Source organism: Candidatus Photodesmus katoptron Akat1, from assembly GCF_000478685.1.
Classification (GTDB): domain Bacteria; phylum Pseudomonadota; class Gammaproteobacteria; order Enterobacterales; family Vibrionaceae; genus Vibrio; species Vibrio anomalopis.
This window is the reverse complement of record NZ_AMSD01000002.1, coordinates 155,259-174,220: the sequence shown is the minus strand read 5'-3', so window position 1 is coordinate 174,220 and position 18,962 is coordinate 155,259. Positions and strand designations below refer to the sequence as shown.

The 18,962-nt window shown below is 31.8% G+C and carries 15 protein-coding genes, 1 other RNA gene and 2 pseudogenes; 5 read left to right on the top strand and 13 right to left on the bottom strand.

Features of this window, described 5'->3' with window-relative positions; genetic code table 11:
* Positions 1–181 precede the first annotated feature (181 nt).
* On the bottom strand, positions 182–892 hold the full coding sequence (grpE, locus tag O1U_RS03345) for a nucleotide exchange factor GrpE (protein ID WP_102031395.1): 711 nt from the start codon (positions 890–892) through the stop codon (positions 182–184).
* 136 nt (positions 893–1,028) lie between these two features.
* On the opposite strand from grpE, the gene nadK reads away from it, so the two are divergent.
* Both nadK and O1U_RS03335 read left to right on the top strand, forming a co-directional pair.
* Positions 1,029–1,919, top strand: coding sequence for an NAD(+) kinase (gene nadK / locus O1U_RS03340; RefSeq protein WP_016503989.1), 891 nt, complete (start codon positions 1,029–1,031; stop codon positions 1,917–1,919).
* Positions 1,920–2,112: 193 nt separating this feature from the next.
* Positions 2,113–2,415 carry an outer membrane protein assembly factor BamE gene (locus tag O1U_RS03335; protein WP_051348145.1) on the top strand — a complete coding sequence of 101 codons (303 nt, stop codon included), beginning with the start codon at positions 2,113–2,115 and terminating at the stop codon, positions 2,413–2,415.
* A gap of 37 nt (positions 2,416–2,452) precedes the next feature.
* Here the strand turns inward: O1U_RS03335 and O1U_RS03330 are convergent, their stop codons facing one another.
* Positions 2,453–2,758 (bottom strand): RnfH family protein, encoded by a 306-nt coding sequence (locus tag O1U_RS03330; protein WP_034411827.1) that lies wholly within the window; start codon positions 2,756–2,758, stop codon positions 2,453–2,455.
* On the bottom strand, positions 2,733–3,182 hold the full coding sequence (locus tag O1U_RS03325; protein ID WP_016503987.1) for an SRPBCC family protein: 450 nt from the start codon (positions 3,180–3,182) through the stop codon (positions 2,733–2,735). Before O1U_RS03325 ends, O1U_RS03330 begins: the two co-directional genes overlap by 26 nt.
* 118 nt (positions 3,183–3,300) lie before the next feature.
* On the opposite strand from O1U_RS03325, the pseudogene smpB reads away from it, so the two are divergent.
* Both smpB and ssrA read left to right on the top strand, forming a co-directional pair.
* Positions 3,301–3,774 (top strand): annotated as a pseudogene (gene smpB / locus O1U_RS03320) (SsrA-binding protein SmpB); the annotation flags it as partial.
* Positions 3,775–3,850: 76 nt separating this feature from the next.
* Positions 3,851–4,222, top strand: a transfer-messenger RNA (tmRNA) gene (gene ssrA / locus O1U_RS04775).
* Between the two features lie 72 nt (positions 4,223–4,294).
* Here the strand turns inward: ssrA and O1U_RS03315 are convergent.
* The 4 genes from O1U_RS03315 to guaB all read right to left on the bottom strand — a co-directional run bounded on the left by O1U_RS03315 (position 4,295) and on the right by guaB (position 10,523).
* Positions 4,295–5,266: an ion channel gene (locus tag O1U_RS03315; protein WP_016503985.1), complete on the bottom strand. Its 972-nt coding sequence runs from the start codon at positions 5,264–5,266 to the stop codon at positions 4,295–4,297.
* Positions 5,267–5,430: 164 nt separating this feature from the next.
* Complete coding sequence (locus O1U_RS03310; protein WP_016503984.1) at positions 5,431–6,921, bottom strand: alanine/glycine:cation symporter family protein; 1,491 nt, start codon at positions 6,919–6,921, stop codon at positions 5,431–5,433.
* 388 nt (positions 6,922–7,309) lie between these two features.
* Positions 7,310–8,866, bottom strand: coding sequence for a glutamine-hydrolyzing GMP synthase (gene guaA / locus O1U_RS03305; protein WP_016503983.1), 1,557 nt, complete (start codon positions 8,864–8,866; stop codon positions 7,310–7,312).
* A gap of 193 nt (positions 8,867–9,059) precedes the next feature.
* The gene (gene guaB, locus O1U_RS03300) at positions 9,060–10,523 is read right to left on the bottom strand and encodes an IMP dehydrogenase (protein WP_016503982.1); all 1,464 of its coding nucleotides are present in this window, start codon (positions 10,521–10,523) and stop codon (positions 9,060–9,062) included.
* Between the two features lie 219 nt (positions 10,524–10,742).
* Here guaB and xseA point away from each other — a divergent pair, with 219 nt between their 5' ends.
* Positions 10,743–12,074, top strand: a complete 1,332-nt coding sequence (xseA, locus tag O1U_RS03295) for an exodeoxyribonuclease VII large subunit (RefSeq protein ID WP_016503981.1) — start codon at positions 10,743–10,745, stop codon at positions 12,072–12,074.
* Between the two features lie 63 nt (positions 12,075–12,137).
* Here the strand turns inward: xseA and der are convergent.
* The 6 genes and pseudogenes from der to O1U_RS03265 form a co-directional block, all read right to left on the bottom strand.
* Positions 12,138–13,490, bottom strand: a pseudogene (der, locus tag O1U_RS03290) (ribosome biogenesis GTPase Der); the annotation flags it as partial.
* 135 nt (positions 13,491–13,625) lie between these two features.
* Positions 13,626–14,807 (bottom strand): outer membrane protein assembly factor BamB, encoded by a 1,182-nt coding sequence (bamB, locus tag O1U_RS03285; RefSeq protein WP_016503979.1) that lies wholly within the window; start codon positions 14,805–14,807, stop codon positions 13,626–13,628.
* On the bottom strand, positions 14,797–15,435 hold the full coding sequence (locus O1U_RS03280) for a YfgM family protein (protein WP_016503978.1): 639 nt from the start codon (positions 15,433–15,435) through the stop codon (positions 14,797–14,799). The genes bamB and O1U_RS03280 overlap by 11 nt, the downstream gene beginning before the upstream one ends.
* Positions 15,436–15,468: 33 nt before the next feature.
* Positions 15,469–16,767: a histidine--tRNA ligase gene (gene hisS, locus O1U_RS03275; protein ID WP_034411832.1), complete on the bottom strand. Its 1,299-nt coding sequence runs from the start codon at positions 16,765–16,767 to the stop codon at positions 15,469–15,471.
* Positions 16,768–16,807: 40 nt separating this feature from the next.
* Positions 16,808–17,923 (bottom strand): flavodoxin-dependent (E)-4-hydroxy-3-methylbut-2-enyl-diphosphate synthase, encoded by a 1,116-nt coding sequence (gene ispG / locus O1U_RS03270; RefSeq protein ID WP_016503976.1) that lies wholly within the window; start codon positions 17,921–17,923, stop codon positions 16,808–16,810.
* Positions 17,924–17,932: 9 nt separating this feature from the next.
* Positions 17,933–18,835, bottom strand: a complete 903-nt coding sequence (locus O1U_RS03265) for a RodZ domain-containing protein (RefSeq protein ID WP_016503975.1) — start codon at positions 18,833–18,835, stop codon at positions 17,933–17,935.
* Between the last annotated feature and the right edge of the window lie 127 nt (positions 18,836–18,962).

The following is an 18,962-nucleotide window of genomic DNA, read 5'->3' as shown; positions in this document are numbered from 1 at the left end:
TTAACTGAGAAAATAGAAACTAACTTCAATAAATATTTAATCTATCTTTTCACTTAAACTATATATTAAATAAATGCATACAGTTTTAAATTTTAAGAATTAGAAATGTTTCACTAGATTCCTAACACCTTGAAAGTAATCAAATCTGATAAAAACAATATTTAACACGGGTAAAAATCAACTACTTTGTCACTACAACCATAGCAGGACGTAGCACACGACCATTTAATTCATAACCTTTTTGCATTACATTCATAATCACATTTGATGTATGATTGCTGTTTTCTTCAATTGACATTGCTTGATGAAATTCTGGATTAAACCCTTCACCCTTTTCAGGGTTAATCTCTTTTAAACCAAATTTAGCAATAACCTCTATAAATGTTCTATAAGTCAATTCCACACCTTCAAGAATTGGTTTTATAAATTCATTTTTAATATCACCTGATTGAATAGCACGTTCTAAATTATCAATAACTGGCAATAACTCTTCTGAAAATTTGTTCAAAGCATACTTATGGGCTTTATTAATCTCAACTTCTGTACGACGACGCATATTTTCTACTTCTGCTTTTGCACGTAGAAGTAATCCTTTCTGTTCTTCTTGTTTGGCTTTACTTGCAAGTAATTGAATCTCTAATTGAGCAATTTTAACCTTGTAATCATTAATTTGAGACTGTTCATTTAATGTAACATTAACATTAGTGTTTTTTAGAAGATCAGCCTCCTGATCTTGTGAATGTTCTTTTTCCTGTTTAGTACTTTTATCTTGAACTTTTAATTGTTCTGATTGTACAGTATTTTCACTTAATTGTTCTGATTGTACAGTATTTTCACTTAATTGTTCTGATTGTACAGTATTTTCACTACTCTTGTTTTCTTCTTTGTTCATGATATCTCCTGAATCTGACATATGCCAGTATTAAACTGCTAAATTTAAATCACACAAAAATTCGCACTAACAGGTGACTTGCATTTATTATGGGGATAAAGATTTTTGATTCAAGTCTAATGAATATGGAAAATTTATGAAAAAAATATTTAATACGATTGCTATTATTGGTAAAGTAAAAAATCAACAAGCAATAGAAACCCATAAGGAACTATATCCCTGGTTAACTTCAATAGGCTACCAAGTTTTTGTTGATGATAGATTAAGTGAAACTCTGCATGATATCGATATACCAAGAAAAAAATTTTTAAATCTTATAGAGCTTGGAAAGAAAGCTGAACTAGCAATTGTCGTAGGCGGAGATGGTAATATGCTTGGAGCAGCACGTGTTCTCTCAAGGTCTAATATTCTCGTAATTGGTATAAATCGTGGCAATCTAGGATTTTTGACAGCTATAGACCCTGAAAATCTTCGATTGATTTTAAAAGATGTGCTTGCCGGAAAATACTTCGTTGAAAAACGGTTTTTATTAGAAACTGAAATTTATCATCATAAACAGATAAAAAGCCAAAATTTAGCACTAAACGAAGCTGTATTGCATTCAAGTCAAGTAGCTCACATGATCGAATTCGAAGTCTATATCGATGATACTTTTGCTTTTTCTCAACGATCGGATGGTCTAATTATATCTACACCAACAGGTTCAACTGCTTACTCACTATCAAGTGGAGGTCCAATTGTATCTCCTGATTTAAACGCTATAACTTTAGTACCAATGTCCCCACATACACTATCAAGTAGACCTTTAGTGATCAATAGCAAGCATATAATAAGACTTATTGTATCTTCTAATAACTATGGTAATCAAGAAATAATCTGTGATGGACAAAACTCCTTGTTAGTATCACCTGGTGATGAAATACTTATCTACCAAAATAGCAATTTTCTACATTTACTTCATCCTAGAAGTTATAACTATTATCATGTATTACGTAATAAATTAGGTTGGTTAAACAAATCATGTTAAAAAAATAGTTATCGAGAATATGTCACTTTTATAATTTAGTATTACTGTTATAATCGGAACACTTTATTTTATTTAAATTCTTAAACTAATTAAGTTGATTTATATAAAAAATACTATTCAGAAGAATTTTAATAGTGATATTTAAAAAATTATTTTTTCTTGCTTATTACTACTCATATCCGTTATCTCATTAATGGGTTGTTCGAGTCTTCAAAGGCTCGTTTACCGCATTGATATTAGGCAAGGCAATTATGTTGAACAAAAATCTGTAGATAAACTAAGATTTGGCATGTCTAAAGAACAAGTTCGATATATTATGGGTTCCCCAATGTTAATTGAAAATAATCACATTAATACTTGGTATTATATCTATTATTATGCTAAGAATCACAATAATCCAGTGCAAAAAAATCTAATTCTGAATTTTAATTCATCGGAAAAACTTATTGATTTTTCTGGGGACTTTGCAATTAATTTATTTTTTAATAATATTTAATTCAAATATTATTAATAGGTTAAATCTTAGAAACACCTTATTTACGATTCTGTTTTATTCTCTTGATTCGTATTTCTTTAGGGTCACCAAGCAAAGGCCGATAAATTTCAATACGATCTTCATTTTGTGCTTTTGAGTCTAATGTTACATTTCGACCAAATATTCCTATTTTATTTTTAAGAAAATTGATTTCTGGATATAATTTTAATATTCCAGACTGCTTAATAATATTTTCTATAGTCATGCTTTTATGAACTGATAAATAAAATACTTGTTGTTCATGAGGAAGCGCATATACAACCTCAACATTAATTATATTAACTTGAATTTTCACAGCATCCATATACCTGTTTAGCTCGTTTAGTAAAAGCATTTACTATACTATTAGCAGATTCAATTAAAAAAGCATTAAATGCTAGTTCAATCAATCTATTTGAAAACTCAAACTCTAATTCTAACTTTACCTGGCAGGCTGTTTTATTGAGCAAAACAAAATTCCATCCCCCTTTTAAAATTTTAAAAGGACCATCAATTAAATTCATGATAATAGAAGAACTAGCAATAAGTGTATTTGATGTTATAAAAGTTTTAGTAATGCCTAATCTAGATACATTAATAGAAGCAATCATTTGACTATCAGAAGATTCAATTATAGAAGAACCTGAGCAACTAGGTAAAAATTCTGGATACCTAGCTACATCTTTTACTAAATCAAACATTTCTTCTACGCTAAATGAGACTAATTCGGAATAACTGACTCGATTCATAATATCTATCCCTCATATTTTTTTAAAAATGTGAAACATATGTTATTTTTATTGATTGTAATGGTAACTACAGAATTTCTTATACAAAAATTAAATCACATGATGGAAAGATTATGATAAAAAAAAAGGGAAAACCCATAGCAATATAATTACTTTTAACAAACAAGCTCAATATGAATATTCTATTAGTGAAGAAATGGAAGCTGGTTTAGCGTTATATGGATGGGAAGTTAAGTCCCTTCGTCATAGAAAAACTAATATTGTAGGAAGCTATGTTTTTATACGAAAAAATGAAGCTTTTATTAGTGGAATGGTTATATCTCCTTTGAATCAAGCATGCTCTCATATAACTAAAAATCCAAACCGTATTCGTAAATTACTGCTGAAACGTATTGAGTTAGATAGCCTATTTGGTTCTATTAATAAAAAAAGCATGACTCTAATAGCACTATCAGTATATTGGGTTCGTTCATGGATAAAAATTAAAATTGGTGTTGCAAAAGGGAAAAAAAGACATGATAAACGTCTTGATTTTAAAGAAAAAGATTGGGCTCGTGAAAAAGCAAGAATTATGAAAAGCAAACTACGTTAATAAAAATAAAAATTCTTGTTAGAAGAACTAGACAAACTATATTTTTATCGGTACCATTTCAGTAGGAGAGAGTATTGGGGCTGTTCCAGGATTCGACAAAAATTTTGAAGTTTGAGGTGCATGTCGTGGGGTGGTTTGCCACGTTAAAAGCCACATTAAAATAGTCGCAAACGACGAAAACTACGCATTAGCAGCTTAATAAACTGTTTATTGCTCTCCCTACTCAGCTTTGGCTCGTTAAGACGAGGATTCATGGGAGATTTAAACTAAAACGCGCTAGCTCAGTATCTTTGCCTGAAAGATAAAGGGTGAAATTAAATCAGGTTAGCCTTTTGTGCAATGCGCTGTCGATTCGCAAGCATTGGTGAATTCTAAAAAATTGACTAAGCATGTAGTGCTGATTATGGATAGTTTTTGGACGCGGGTTCGACTCCCGCCAGCTCCACCAAGACCAAGTTCAAGTTAAAAATCAATATGATACGTTTTTATTTGTTTGAATGTTTTTTTTAAGGCTACCTAGTCATTTTTTTACAAAAACCACTACAAAAAGCGCCATAGTAAAGTTTCCAATAAAAGCTTCCAGTGTCGCCACAAGCTTGGCAATACCAACTGGGTATATGTCTCCGTAACCTAAAGTGGTAAATGTAACAACGCTAAAATAAATTGCGTTTAGAAATTCAAATGCATAACGCTCCCAGCTATTCTCAATATGAGAATGAGATAGATTTTCTATTGCAGCAGTACCTAAGATAAAATATGCAACGGAACAAGACATTATTAAAAACAAGGAAAATAAAATAACTTTCGCTGGAGATTCACCATAACCACAAAAAATATCAACAAGCTTAGAGATGGCTCTGCGTGCGCTAATCAATGGTGTTTGATAACGCCTGAAACGCATTTCCTTTTGAAAAAAGGAGCCAGCTGTTTCAAATAAACCTTGCTTATCACACTGTTTTCTAATATTCCGACATACTTCTTCTGCTTCTTGATAAAGTGAAATGAGGTTTTCATCATTTTTGTTTAGGTTTACTAACACCTCTCGTTCTTGTTTTAGCCCTTTCCCCCAATGAATATTTTCAAGACGAGCACGAGATAAATCGGCACCTAATAAATTACAATTATCTAATTTGGCACAATGTAAATTAGCGCAAACTAACTTACACTTCATTAAAGATGAACCTCGTAAATCTAATCGAAAAAAATGCGCTTGACTTAAATCAGCACGATAAAAATCTGCATTCCGACAAGAAAAACCAAATTGATTTCCTTTATTAACCAAATTAAGATCTACTAAATATGTTCTAGCTAATTGAAAACCATCTAAAGGCCTACCAGTAGTAGCCCATTCTTCAATGTCGTCCTTTATATCGTCATTACTTTTATCAATTAAGGGATCATGCCAATAACATAGGCCAGATCTACCGGATGGTTGATCACAATACCAACCATCAAGGTTTTGATAATTACATCGACCTATTTTTAATTTCATATTGTCCGCCCCATACAGGCGGTAATGTTATATTCAAAATAAACCTTAAAAAAAGAAAATTTAGAATTAAGTTTTTTAAACAAATTGAAAAAGAGGTATACATAGGCATTATAATCATATTAAATTAGCTAAAGTTTGGAATAATACTATTTAAATTATCTTATTTAACTACTTTTTTTATTTAATTTTTCTTCCCAATAACTTGCACCTTTAATACCTAATTTTACTGGATTAAAAGTATACTTAACTATGCCTTTTCTTTTTTGATCTTCATAATCTATAAGAGACTTTATAGCTGGTTTAGAAATGAAAAAAATAATCAGCATACTTACAACGTTGCACCAGGCCATTAAACCAACACCAAGATCACCCATTGTCCATGCCAATTCAGCTTCTTCTAAGGTACCGTAGAACACAGCAGTTATTAACACTATCTTCAATATAGTCATTAACCCTTTAACTTTTATAGTACGATAAATGTAGGCAATATTAGTTTCTGCGATATAATAGTAGGCAAGTATAGTAGTAAAAGCAAAAAAGAACAATGCTAATGAAACAAATAACCTATCTATTCCAGGCAGAGCTCTTTCAATAGCAATTTGTGTAAAAATAGGTCCATTTGCACTAACATTATCTGCTAAATTTTGTATTATAAGTCTACCATCTATTCCATAAACATTATAAGCATTAGTGATAAGAATCATAAAGCCAGTTGCAGAACACACTAATAAAGTATCAATGTAAATAGAAAAAGATTGCACAAGACCTTGTTGAGTAGGGTGTTCAACATTTGCTGCTGCAGCAGCATGAGGACCAGTACCTTGACCTGCTTCATTAGAATAAACACCACGTTTAACACCCCAACCAATAGCTGCTCCAATACCTGCCATCGGACTAAATGCATCATTTATAATCATATAAAAAACACGAGGTATTTCTGAGAAATTTAAAGCTATAACGATAAAAGCTACAATCATATAGCCTAATGCCATAAAAGGCACTGCAATTTTTGTAAAATTTGCAATACGTTTTACGCCACCAAAAATGATGCTAGCAAGAAGAATAGAAATAATTAACCCTGTAGAAAATTTTACAAAACTAAATGTACCAAAAAAACTTTCAATTATTAGAACTGGACCTAATGCAGCTTCTACTGCATGAGCAATACTATTAGATTGAACACCTGGAAGAAGTATCCCACAAGATACAATACTCACAAGAGCAAAAATCCAAGAATAGCTTTTGATTCCTATTGTTTTTTCAATGTAATAAGCAGGACCACCACGAAACTCTTTACCATCGTCTTCTTTATAGATTTGAGCAAGCGTAGATTCTATATATGCTGTAGCTGCACCAAATAAAGCAACCATCCACATCCAAAACATTGCACCAGGGCCACCAAAACCAATAGCTGAAGCAACACCTGCAATATTACCAGTCCCTACACGACCAGACAATGATACAGACATAGCTTGAAAAGAAGAAATACCTTTATCAGAGGATTTTCCAAAAAATAATAATCTCCACATTTCAATAAAATGACGAACCTGAACAAATCTGGTTATAATTGAATAAAATAAACCAGCCCCTAAACATAAATAAACTAAAGCAGGGCTCCAGATAATTCCATCTAAATAATTGATTAATGACTGCATAAACATTTCCCTATTGTATTAATTGATTATCAGGTAATAAGTTAACAGATTTATAATTTATCTAAAAAAAACATTAAAACTCCAATCATTCTATATGTTTTACTCTAGCAAATTTTATTTACAAGCGTAAAAAATAAAGCTGTAGCAATCTTGAGTGATTGATTGATAACTACTAAAAAATGGAAGTAAGTGTAATTTCTTAGGTAAGAATAGATAGGAGTATAGATATATTTAAACATAAAAAACGATAATTTTACTTTTAAATTGAACATTGCTATATAATAAACCAAACGCAATTTTTAATGTACGTCCATGAATAAAATATTTCACCTTGATCAATATATTTTTAAAACTAGATATTTTAAGTTAACTAATTTAGTGATTTAATTCATTCCCATTCAATGGTTGCAGGTGGTTTTCCAGAAATATCGTAGACAACACGTGAAATACCTTCTACTTCATTAATAATTCGATTAGAAACCTTATTTAAAAAATCGTATGGTAAATGTGCCCAACGTGCTGTCATAAAATCAATCGTTTCAACAGCACGTAATGAAATAACCCAATCATATTTACGAGTGTCTCCCATTACACCAACAGAACGTATAGGAAGAAATACACAGAATGCTTGAGAAACCTTGTCATATAACTTAGCCCGATACAATTCTTGTATAAAAATAATGTCTGTTTTTCGCAATAAATCACAATATTCTTTCTTAATCTCACCAAGAACACGAACCGCTAACCCTGGACCTGGAAAAGGATGACGATAAAGCATATTACTAGGAAGGCCTAGTTCTAAACCAATTTGACGAACTTCATCTTTAAATAATTCCCTTAAAGGCTCAACAAGACCCATTTCCATACTATCAGGAAGACCCGCTACATTATGATGAGACTTAATAGAATGTGATTTTCCTATCTTGGAAGCAGCAGATTCAATAATATCTGGATAAATTGTACCTTGGGCTAACCAATTAGCATTTTTAAGTTTTTTAGCTTCTTCATTAAAAACATCAATAAATATAGAGCCGATGATCATGCGCTTTTTTTCTGGATCATGTATACCTTTTAGCGCTGAAAGAAAACGATCTTCTGCATTAACATGAATAATTTTAAAATGGAATTGGCTACTAAACATTGCCATAAGCTCGATAGATTCATTTAAACGAAGAAGACCATTATCAATAAATACACAAGTTAATTTATTGCCAATTGCTTTCTGTACAAGCATAGCTGTTACAGAAGAATCAAGACCTCCTGACAAACCAAGAATAACTTCATCTTTACCTACAAGGTTTTTAATATAAGTAATCGCATTTTCAATAATAAAACTGGAAGTCCATAAACGCTTACAATTACATATGTTCAATACGAAATTTGCTAATATTTTAACACCATTTTTAGTATGAGTTACCTCTGGATGAAATTGAACACCATAATACTTTTTTTCTTCATCTGCTATTGCTGAATAAAAACATGAATTAGTTTCTGCAATTTTAAGAAAATTATCCGGAATTTTAATAACTTGGTCCCCATGACTCATCCAAACATCCTGAATCTCTTTAAGACCTTGAAATAATAAATTAGAATTATTGGTAATCTTAACAGATGCATAACCAAACTCTCGATAATCAGAAGATATAACCTTTCCTCCTAACTGTTCAGCCATCACTTGCATGCCATAACATATACCAAATATTGGGACACCAGAATCAAATATATATTGTGAAATACGTGGAGAATTAATTTTTGTTACGCTTTCAGGACCACCAGATAAAATAATACCGCGAGGATTAAATTGGTAAATATCTTCTTTGTCTGCATTCCAATTCATCAATTTGCAATAAACACCTATCTCACGAACACGCCGAGCTATTAATTGTGTATACTGAGAGCCAAAATCTAAGATTAAAATGCACTGATTAGAAATATTCTTACTCATCTTTAGATAGTCTTATTAAAATTACAAATCAGGATTAAATTGCAGATTGCACTGGAGCTATTTCATGAAACTAACTATAAAATAAAAGAAAAAATAGAGCTAAAATCCACTATAACTACAATATCTATTTAATTATTCTTAATTGAGAATTATATTCTATTTTTGACTTATTAAATAATTAAATCTGATTAAATTATCCCAAACGATAATTAGGCGCTTCTTTTGTAATCTGCACATCATGCACATGTGATTCTGTCATTCCTGCTCCTGAAATACGAACTAGCTGAACCTTAGTACGCATATCTTCAATTGTTGAGGAACCTGTTAAACCCATGCTTGAACGAAGACCACCCATTTGCTGGTAAATTATTTCTTTTAGATAGCCTTTATATGAAATTCGACCTTCAATTCCTTCAGGGACCAGTTTATCAGATGAATCACTAGATTGAAAATAACGATCTGAAGAACCTTGGAACATAGCAGCTAATGAACCCATACCACGATATGTTTTATAAGAGCGACCTTGATATAAAATAATTTCACCTGGAGCTTCATCAGTACCAGCAAACATTGAACCGACCATAACACATGATGCTCCTGCTACAATTGCTTTGCATATATCACCAGAAAAACGAATTCCCCCATCCGCTATAACAGGAATACCATGTTTTTCTGCTACTGATGCAGAATCAGAAATAGCAGTAATTTGAGGAATACCCACACCAGTTACAATCCGAGTAGTGCAAATAGAACCAGGACCAATACCTACTTTAACTGCACTAACACCTGCTTCAATCAATGCTAAAGCACCAGAAGATGTTGCAACATTACCAGCAACAATATCAAGATCTGGATATGCAGAACGAGTCTCACGAATACAATTTAAAACTCCTAAAGAATGCCCATGAGAAGAATCTATAAGCAATACATCAACACCTGCTTTAATCAATGCCTCTACTCGTTCTTGATTATGTATAGTAGCACTAACAGCAGCACCAACACGTAATCGACCTTTAGAATCTTTACATGCATTAGGTTTAGATTCTGCTTTATGAAAATCTTTTGCAGTGATCATACCCGTTAATTGAAACTTATCATTTACTACTAATACTTTCTCTACTCGAGCTTTATGCATTTCCTCTTCAACTTCTTTGCGAGATGTTCTTTCCTTAACGGCTACCAAAGATTCTTTTCTAGTCATAACAGTTTCGACTTTTTTAGAAAGATCTGTAACAAAACGAATATCACGACCGGTAATAATACCGACAAGTTCACTATTGTCAGTAACTACGGGGAAACCAGCAAAACCATGTTTTTCTGTTAATGATATAACGTCTGATATCGTAGCGTCTGGTTGAACAGTAATAGGAGAAGATATTACACCTGTTTCAAAAATTTTTACTAAATGGACCTGCTCTGCTTGTTTTTCAATTGACATGTTTTTATGAATAAAACCAATACCACCTTCTTGAGCAAGGGCAATTGCCAAACGAGCTTCTGTTACGGTATCCATAGATGCTGATACCATTGGAATATTTAACATAATATCCTTAGTAAGCTGAGTACGGAGATCAGCAGCATTAGGAAGAATACTTGATTCTGCTGGGACGAGTAAGACATCGTCAAAAGTTAAGGCCTCTTTTGCAATTCGTAGCATCTATAAATATCTCATAACAAAATTATTCACGTAACAAAAATTAACTAACTTATTGCATCCGTATCATCATCAACTACTGCAACAAAGCTAATTAAATTAGTACGACATTATACACAAAGAAAAATCTGTACTAGAAATTTTTATACTTTTTATTTGCATTTAAATGTCACAGTATGTTAGGTATCTCAAAATTATATTCTAAATAAAAGAAATGAAAATATGCTTTTTTCAACCAATCAGAATATTTTTACTGTATCTCGTCTTAACTCTGAAGTTAAGACGCTTCTTGAAAATAAAATTGGCTTCCTTTGCTTAGTGGGTGAAATATCCAACCTATCCATGCCAATATCTGGCCACTGGTATTTTACACTAAAAGACGCTCATGCTCAAATCAAGTGTGCAATGTTTAAAAACAATAATATGCGAGTAAATTTCAAACCTAAAAATGGTGAAGCAGTGATAGTTAAGGCTCGTCTCTCTGTTTATGAACCTCGTGGAGATTATCAGTTAATAATACAAAATATGCAGATAAAAGGTGAAGGAAGACTTCAACAAGAGTTTTATGAATTAAAAATCAAATTAAAAAATGAAGGATTATTCTCAAGTCTCTGTAAGAAAAAAATACCTAAAAAGCTTAAAAATGTTGGAATAATTACTTCAAAAACTGGAGCCGCTCTTTTTGATATACTCAAGGTGCTAAAACGTCGTGACCCTAATCTATCAATAATAATCTACCCTACTGTAGTTCAAGGTGCTCATGCGGTACTAAAAATATCAGAAGCAATTCTTCTAGCTAATAACCGTAATGAATGTGATGTAATTATCATTGCACGAGGTGGTGGTTCTTTAGAAGATTTGTCCTCTTTTAACCAGGAAAGAGTTGCACGTACTATTGCTAATAGCAAAATACCAATAATTAGTGCTATCGGTCATGAAACAGATGTAACCATCACTGATTTAGTATCCGATATCCGTGCATCAACACCTTCAGTAGCGGCAGAAATGGTTAGTCATGATAGAAAAAACCAAGAAAAAAATTTAATGAATATATATTATAAAATAGTTAGCACTATCCAACATCATCTATTTCTTCAACAGAAAAAAATAACTGAGTATTATCATAGTCTAGAAAAAAAACATCCAAATTATCAAATTAATAAAGAATATCAACGACTAGATATTCTAGAAAGTTCTTTAAATTATCTAATTAAAAACTACATTTCTAACTGTAAACAAAAAAATCAGCGCAACAAACAAGAATTAAAATTATATTCCCCAAAAAATCTTTTAGAAAAACTAGAAAAACAACTAATATATGATGAACAAAAATTAATTGATATTACTAAAAAAAAATTGCTTAATAATCAGTATCAATTTTCTTTAATTCTAGAAGCATTAAACGCTATCAGCCCCATAGCTACTCTGAAACGTGGCTATTCAATTACACAAACAAAAGAAGGAATTATACTTCGCTCTAGTTGCAAAATAAAAACTGGAGATCAATTAAAAACAAAACTATTTGATGGAGAAATTCTGTCTACTGTGAATTAAACCATATTATTTTTGAAACAAGATAAAAAGCAATAACTGGAGATTTCTTTAACTTTATTTTAATTTAACACTAAATGGATTATCACTATTATGAAATTTAATATGAATAGGTGTTCCTATAATCCCTAAAGATTTACGATAATAATTTACCAAGTAACGTTTGTAAGAATCTGGGATCCCATTAAGTAAATTGCCATGAATCACTACAACTGGAGGATTATAGCCACCAGGATGTGCGTACTTCAATTTTACTCGATGAAGACCTACTATTGGTGGTTGATGATCAGAAGTTGCCATTTTTAAGATACGCGTTAATGTTGAAGCACCAAGACGCATAGTTGCAGCTTTATAAGATTCCTGTACAGATTTAAATACAGATCTAATCCCATTACCATGAAGAGCTGAAATAAAGTGAATACGAACAAAATTAATAAAGTGTAACCGACGATCTAGTTCTTTCCTCAGATATATTTTTTTTTCTTTAGATAAAGCATCCCACTTGTTAACAACAATTACAATGGAGCAACCAGTATTTAATATCATACCAAGTATACTTAAGTCTTGCTCAGAGATATGTTCATGAGCATCTATAATAAACAAAACAACATTAGAATCTTTTACCGATGCTAGTGTTTTAATTACTGAAAATTTTTCGGCTATTTCATCAATATTTTTACGACGTCGTATACCAGCTGTATCAATTAATATATACTTATGTCCATTTCGTTTTGTTGGAATATAAATAGAATCACGTGTAGTTCCTGCTATATTATCTACTATGACACGTTCTTTGCCCAAAATACGATTTATTAAAGTCGATTTACCAACATTAGGACGACCAATAATGGCAAGCTTAATCGAGGGTACCATTAAGGAGCTAGATTTCTCCTTTGTTATATGATCCTGATGAATCAATGCGTTAGAAAATAAATTCAATCCATACTCAATAAGAATTTTTATACCATGACCATTCAATGCAGAAATTGGAAAGATACACTTAAAACCTAATTGCCAAAATTCTGATATTGCAACACCAGAATCAATACCCTCAATTTTATTGACTACAAGTATAGTTGTTTTTTTAATTCGATGTAAATGTTTAGAAATTAGTTGATCTTTAATTGTTAAACCTACACGGGCATCCAATATAAACAATACGACATCAGCCTCATTAATTGCAGTTGATGTCTGCTTGACTATTTTGCTTTCTAAACTTTTCTGAACATTAGCATTATCAATACCACCAGTATCAACTACTATGAATGATTGGTTATCATATTTAGCACGACCGTATTTACGATCACGTGTCAAACCGGGGAAATTAGCAACAAGTGCCTCCCTAGTATGAGTTAATCGATTAAACAAAGTCGATTTACCAACATTAGGACGACCAATAATAGCAAAAACAGGGAGCATAAAACCTCTTGTCAATATGAATTTCTAGTTTAATATGCTTAAGTAAAAAGAAAGAACAAGGTTTTAAATTACAATAGTCTAACTAAAGTTAACCTATTTATATATGAATATAAATTTAAAATAATAACACATGATCTAATTAATCTTAAATTTCCTTACTTCTCCATTACGTGTAGTTAATAAATATCCCTCAGGAAGTTCAATTGGTCCAACTGAAAAACCACTATAATGAACTCTATATTGAGTAATAAACTCACCAGTTCTTCGATCAATCCAATGTAAATAACCTTTATTATCCCCAACGACAAGATATTCCTTAATAATTTTTGGATCAGTTACAACACGATCTCTTAGTTGTTCATTTTTCCAAATTTCATTTCCATTCTTTATATCTACGGCTACAAGACAATTATTATCAGTTGTAATGAATATACGATTACCATCGCTCTGTATATCTTTTTCAGAAGAATAAGGGCTTTCCCAAATAAATTGGCCAGAATTCAAATCGATGGCAACTAACTGAGTATTAACACCTATTACAAAAATCGTATTTCCTAAAAGCAATGGTGATGCATCTATATCCACAATATGATTAACCTTCATATTCTTTTTACTAGTCGTTTTTCTAATTGCTTTTTTCCAAATTAATTTTCCTTGTTCTAGGTTTGCTGCAGCTAAAAAACCATCTGTAGTTCCCCAAAAAACGGTATCAAAACCAATTACAGGAACACTATCCCCACGCAAACTAATGTTTGGTACTGTAGTACTAATAATCCAATTTTGTTGACCTGTTTGTTGATCTAATGAAAGCAACATACCTTGATTAGTATTAACTATTACCATATTATTGCTGGTAACGGGGGCAGTAAGCAATTCACTACCAATCCTAACATTCCATATTAGCTTACCAGTCTGAGCGTCTAATGATATTAATTTACCGTTTTCACTACCAATAAATAATTTTCCGTACGCGGCTGAAATTCCACCAGATAAACGAGCTGAAATATTATTTTCCTCAAGACTGGTTTCCCATAGCGTATGTCCATTTTTTGGATCTAATGCTTTAACTAAACCACTTCTGCTTGCTATATAAATTTTTCCATAAGCATACTTTGGACTTAATTTTGAGATATGATATCCAACCCCTTCACCAACGGATGTTTTCCATTCCTGCAGTTGTATAATCTCATTTTTGCTATTTTTGTAAGAAAATGAAGAAGTAGCTAGATCTTTTACCTGAACACAACCTAGACTTAGAAAAACATGCATACATACTATAAGAATAAAAATACTACCAATTCTCTTTTTAGTGTTCATGTATATCTAACCCTATATGACCCAAATCATTTAATTTCATTTTTAAGATTTGGTCCCCTTGTTGTCTTGTCTTTAAAGCTTGGACATACATAGAACGTGCAGATTCTATATCGCCTTTTCTTAACAAAATATCACCGTGAAGTTCTTTAACTCTGCTTTCCCAAAGCTGAACTTTGATAGCAGATAATTCAAAAATAGCAGCGTCAAAATCAGCTTGCTCAAGTTGAATACGAGCAATACGATAAGAAATAATTGAGCTTAATGTTTTATCTCTAGTATTGGTTTTAGCCCATTGTAACCGGGATAATGCTTCATCAAAATTACCTGCTTCTACCGCTACTTTAGCCAATTGTAATGCTGTTAATATAGAATATTCAGAATGCTTATTTGAATCAATAAAGTTCTCAATTTGATTTATATTACTCTCAGTCTGCACTTTTAGCTCTGAAATGAGATTCACATATTCTTGAGAAACTATTTCCTGTTTTCTAAAAATGATATCTTGGTAATAAATCCAGCTGCATAAAATAGCTAAACCTATTATGACAATAAAAAAAACAATCCAAGCATAACTATACCATTTTTTTTTAACGGTCATAATTGGTTTTTCTTTAACAAAACCAAACAACGTTCTATTGTTCCTATACTATTTATAAAATAATTAATAATTTATATCTACATTTATCTTCTTATTAACTAACTTTTTTATCTGAACAGATAAGTCTCTTTGAAAGCAAATATTTTGATTACCAGACAAAAGGTCCTTAACCACTACTGTCATATCAGAAACCTCTCGTGCGCCAAGAACTAAAGCTACAGCAGCACCAAACCTATCTGCACGTTTAAATTGTTTCTTAAAGCTAGTACCACTAAAATCATTCATTATACGTAAGCCAGGGATTTCTTCACGAAGCTGATTAGCAAGTTTTATAGAGGGAAGCGTAGCATACTTGGAAGAAGCTACTATGTACACATCAACAGTGCGATGAACTTTAGTTAACTTAAGTTTTTCTAGCATTAAAACTAAACGTTCAAGTCCAATAGCAAAACCAATAGCAGGGGTCGCTTTCCCACCAAGCTGTTCAACTAAACTGTCGTAACGTCCACCTCCACAAACGGTACCCTGTGTTCCTAAAATTTCAGTTACCCATTCAAATACAGTACGATTATAATAATCTAATCCACGAACTAAACGAGTATTAATAGTATACTTAATACCAAGTGAATCTAAAGATTCACATAAACTAATAAAATGTTTATGTGAATCTTCATCTAAGTATTCAGAAAGATTAGGTGCATTATCTAATATATTTTGAATACTGGGATTTTTAGTATCAAAAACACGTAGCGGATTAACATACATTCTCTGTCTTGATATCTGATCTAACAAGTCAATATGCTTTTCTAAATATGATATTAAAACACTACGATATCTTATACGAGTCTCTAAAGAACCTAGGGAGTGTAATTCTAAATGAATATATTTATCAATACCTAATTCATACCAAAGACGTGAAAGCATCAGGATTAGCTCTACATCAATATTAGGCCCCTCTAAACCAAATACTTCAGCTCCAAATTGATGGAACTGACGATAACGACCTTTTTGTGGACGCTCATGACGAAACATAGGCCCCATATACCATAAGCGTTGTTCTTGATTATATAATAAGCCATTTTCAATACCAGCTCGTACACAACCAGCTGTGCCTTCAGGACGTAATGTTAAACTTTCACCATTATGATCCTTAAAAGTATACATTTCTTTTTCAACAATATCGGTGACTTCACCAATAGAACGACTAAATAAATCAGTCATTTCAACTATTGGAATACGTATCTCACTATAACCATATTCACCAATTACGTTTCTAATAATATGCTCTAGCTTTTGCCAAAGAGAAGATTGTCTTGGAAGACAATCATTCATACCGCGAATTGCTTGAATTTTTTTTATCACAAAAAATTACCGTAATATAGTTATTATTAATTATAAGTATTTAATTTTCGGTAACATCAATACGATTTTTTTTATCAAGCATTGATGCCTTAATCCGAATTTTTTTTTCTAGCTGACTTATAAGCTTATCATTATTTATTCGCTCTTTTTGACGATTCCCATCTTCATAAAGAGTACTTTTTTTATGGAGTCCAGCTAGACCTAAATGAGAAAGCTTAGCTTCACCTGGCCCATTAACAACACAACCAATAATGGATACATCCATTGAAGTTATAATATCCTCAAGACGCTTCTCCAAAGCATTAACAGTTCCAATTACATCAAACTCTTGACGCGAACAACTTGGACAAGCAATAAAATTAATGCCTCTGGAACGAATTCGTAAAGATTTTAGTATATCAAAACCAACTTTAATTTCTTCAACAGGATCTGCAGCTAATGAAATGCGTAAGGTATCACCAATTCCCTGCATAAGTAATAAACCTAAAGCCAAAGAAGATTTAACAGTACCAGCGCGTCTACCACCAGCTTCAGTAATACCTAAATGTAATGGTTGATCTATTTTTCTTGAAAGAAGACGGTATGAATCAATAGCAAGAAAAATATTAGATGATTTTACACTGACTTTAAATTGTGAAAAGTTTAAACTATCAAGAATATCAATATGTCTCATTGCTGAATCGACTAAAGCAGATGGTGTTAATTCCCCATATTTCAATTGAATATCTTTTTCAACTGAACCACTATTTACACCAATACGAATTGGAATATTTTTATCGCGAGCACAATCTACAATAGAACGAACCCTCATTTTATTACCAATATTACCAGGATTTATACGCAAACAATCGACACCATATTTAGCTACCTGAAGGGCAATACGATAATCAAAATGAATATCTGCCACTAATGGGATAGATACTTGCTTCTTAATTAATTTAAAAGCTTCAGCAGCATCCATAGTTGGTATTGAAATACGAACAATATCCGCACCAACTTTCTCTAAATTATGAATCTGAGTAACAGTTGCGTTAACATCTGTCGTTCTAGTATTTGTCATAGATTGTACTGATATGGGAGCACCATCACCAATGGGAACATGACCAACATAAATACGAGTAGAAGGGCGACGTTTTATAGAAACAGTATATTGCATGTTACTTTTTTAAGCTAAAGTGAATCTAGCTACTTTACCTGAGGTGTATCTAGATAGGTCAATAGATTTACCCGCAAATGTCATGGATACACTTTCTGGGACACCCAAAATAATATTCAATGGTAGTACACTAATTAATTCTAAATTGTGACCTGCTTTTTTTATCCCTGTAGATAGCAATCTTCCAGAGGAATCCTTAACTTGTATCCAACAATCAGATTGAAATGACATCGTAAGTATTTTTTTATCTCTAGATTCCAGAGAAATAGGGAATAATTCGTCTTTAACTAAAGCTAGTTCTAAAGAAGTATCTAACTCTTTAATAGATGAAAATTCATCTAAATTTTCATTATTAGTGGCTTTAGACACTACCATTTTTTCAATAGTAGGCTCATCAAGTACATTAGAGCTTAACATAATATTAGTAAAGTGACTATTATTAGCTAATTGTCCTGTTTCTTGGGTTGAAGAAAATATTCTCGTATTATCACCAAGAGTTACAGCAAGTCTGCTTTGTTCTTTCTGTTGCCACCACCAAAAAAAGGAAATAGCGATAATCATAGAAAATATTCCCCATGTGAGCATCATAATCCAACTATCACGACGGTCTTGTTTAGTTTTTTTTTTTGAAAAACTTAACATTCTATATTCTTGATATTGAATTTCACCATAATTTTTTAAAGCATAGGATACAATTGATTCATCTAGACCGATCACCTTAGCATATGAACGTAAGTAACCACGAATAAACGTTACTGCTTGACTAGATGTAAACTGATTTTCTTCAATGCTTTGGATAACAAATAAACGCAATTTTAGTCGATCTGCAATATCTTTTTGAGAAAAACCAAGTTTTTTTCGGTGAACTTTTAATATAGTTCCAATTTTTTCTTTCTGTTGTTCAGTACTCATTTTTTTATTTATTCTTTGACTGATTTTGAAACTGAGCATTCTACTATTTAAATCCAACCTACCATTTTAATATAGATTCTTGTATTTAAAAAGAACTTGTAGAAATAAAGTAAATAACTAATCGATG

Bases quoted from the DNA above. Each gene is read 5' to 3' on its own strand.
- grpE (WP_102031395.1), bottom strand. From the start codon at position 892: ATGAACAAAGAAGAAAACAAGAGTAGTGAAAATACTGTACAATCAGAA.
- nadK (WP_016503989.1), top strand. From the start codon at position 1,029: ATGAAAAAAATATTTAATACGATTGCTATTATTGGTAAAGTAAAAAAT.
- O1U_RS03335 (WP_051348145.1), top strand. From the start codon at position 2,113: ATGGGTTGTTCGAGTCTTCAAAGGCTCGTTTACCGCATTGATATTAGG.
- O1U_RS03330 (WP_034411827.1), bottom strand. From the start codon at position 2,758: ATGGATGCTGTGAAAATTCAAGTTAATATAATTAATGTTGAGGTTGTA.
- O1U_RS03325 (WP_016503987.1), bottom strand. From the start codon at position 3,182: ATGAATCGAGTCAGTTATTCCGAATTAGTCTCATTTAGCGTAGAAGAA.
- O1U_RS03315 (WP_016503985.1), bottom strand. From the start codon at position 5,266: ATGAAATTAAAAATAGGTCGATGTAATTATCAAAACCTTGATGGTTGG.
- O1U_RS03310 (WP_016503984.1), bottom strand. From the start codon at position 6,921: ATGCAGTCATTAATCAATTATTTAGATGGAATTATCTGGAGCCCTGCT.
- guaA (WP_016503983.1), bottom strand. From the start codon at position 8,866: ATGAGTAAGAATATTTCTAATCAGTGCATTTTAATCTTAGATTTTGGC.
- guaB (WP_016503982.1), bottom strand. From the start codon at position 10,523: ATGCTACGAATTGCAAAAGAGGCCTTAACTTTTGACGATGTCTTACTC.
- xseA (WP_016503981.1), top strand. From the start codon at position 10,743: ATGCTTTTTTCAACCAATCAGAATATTTTTACTGTATCTCGTCTTAAC.
- bamB (WP_016503979.1), bottom strand. From the start codon at position 14,807: ATGAACACTAAAAAGAGAATTGGTAGTATTTTTATTCTTATAGTATGT.
- ispG (WP_016503976.1), bottom strand. From the start codon at position 17,923: ATGCAATATACTGTTTCTATAAAACGTCGCCCTTCTACTCGTATTTAT.
- O1U_RS03265 (WP_016503975.1), bottom strand. From the start codon at position 18,835: ATGAGTACTGAACAACAGAAAGAAAAAATTGGAACTATATTAAAAGTT.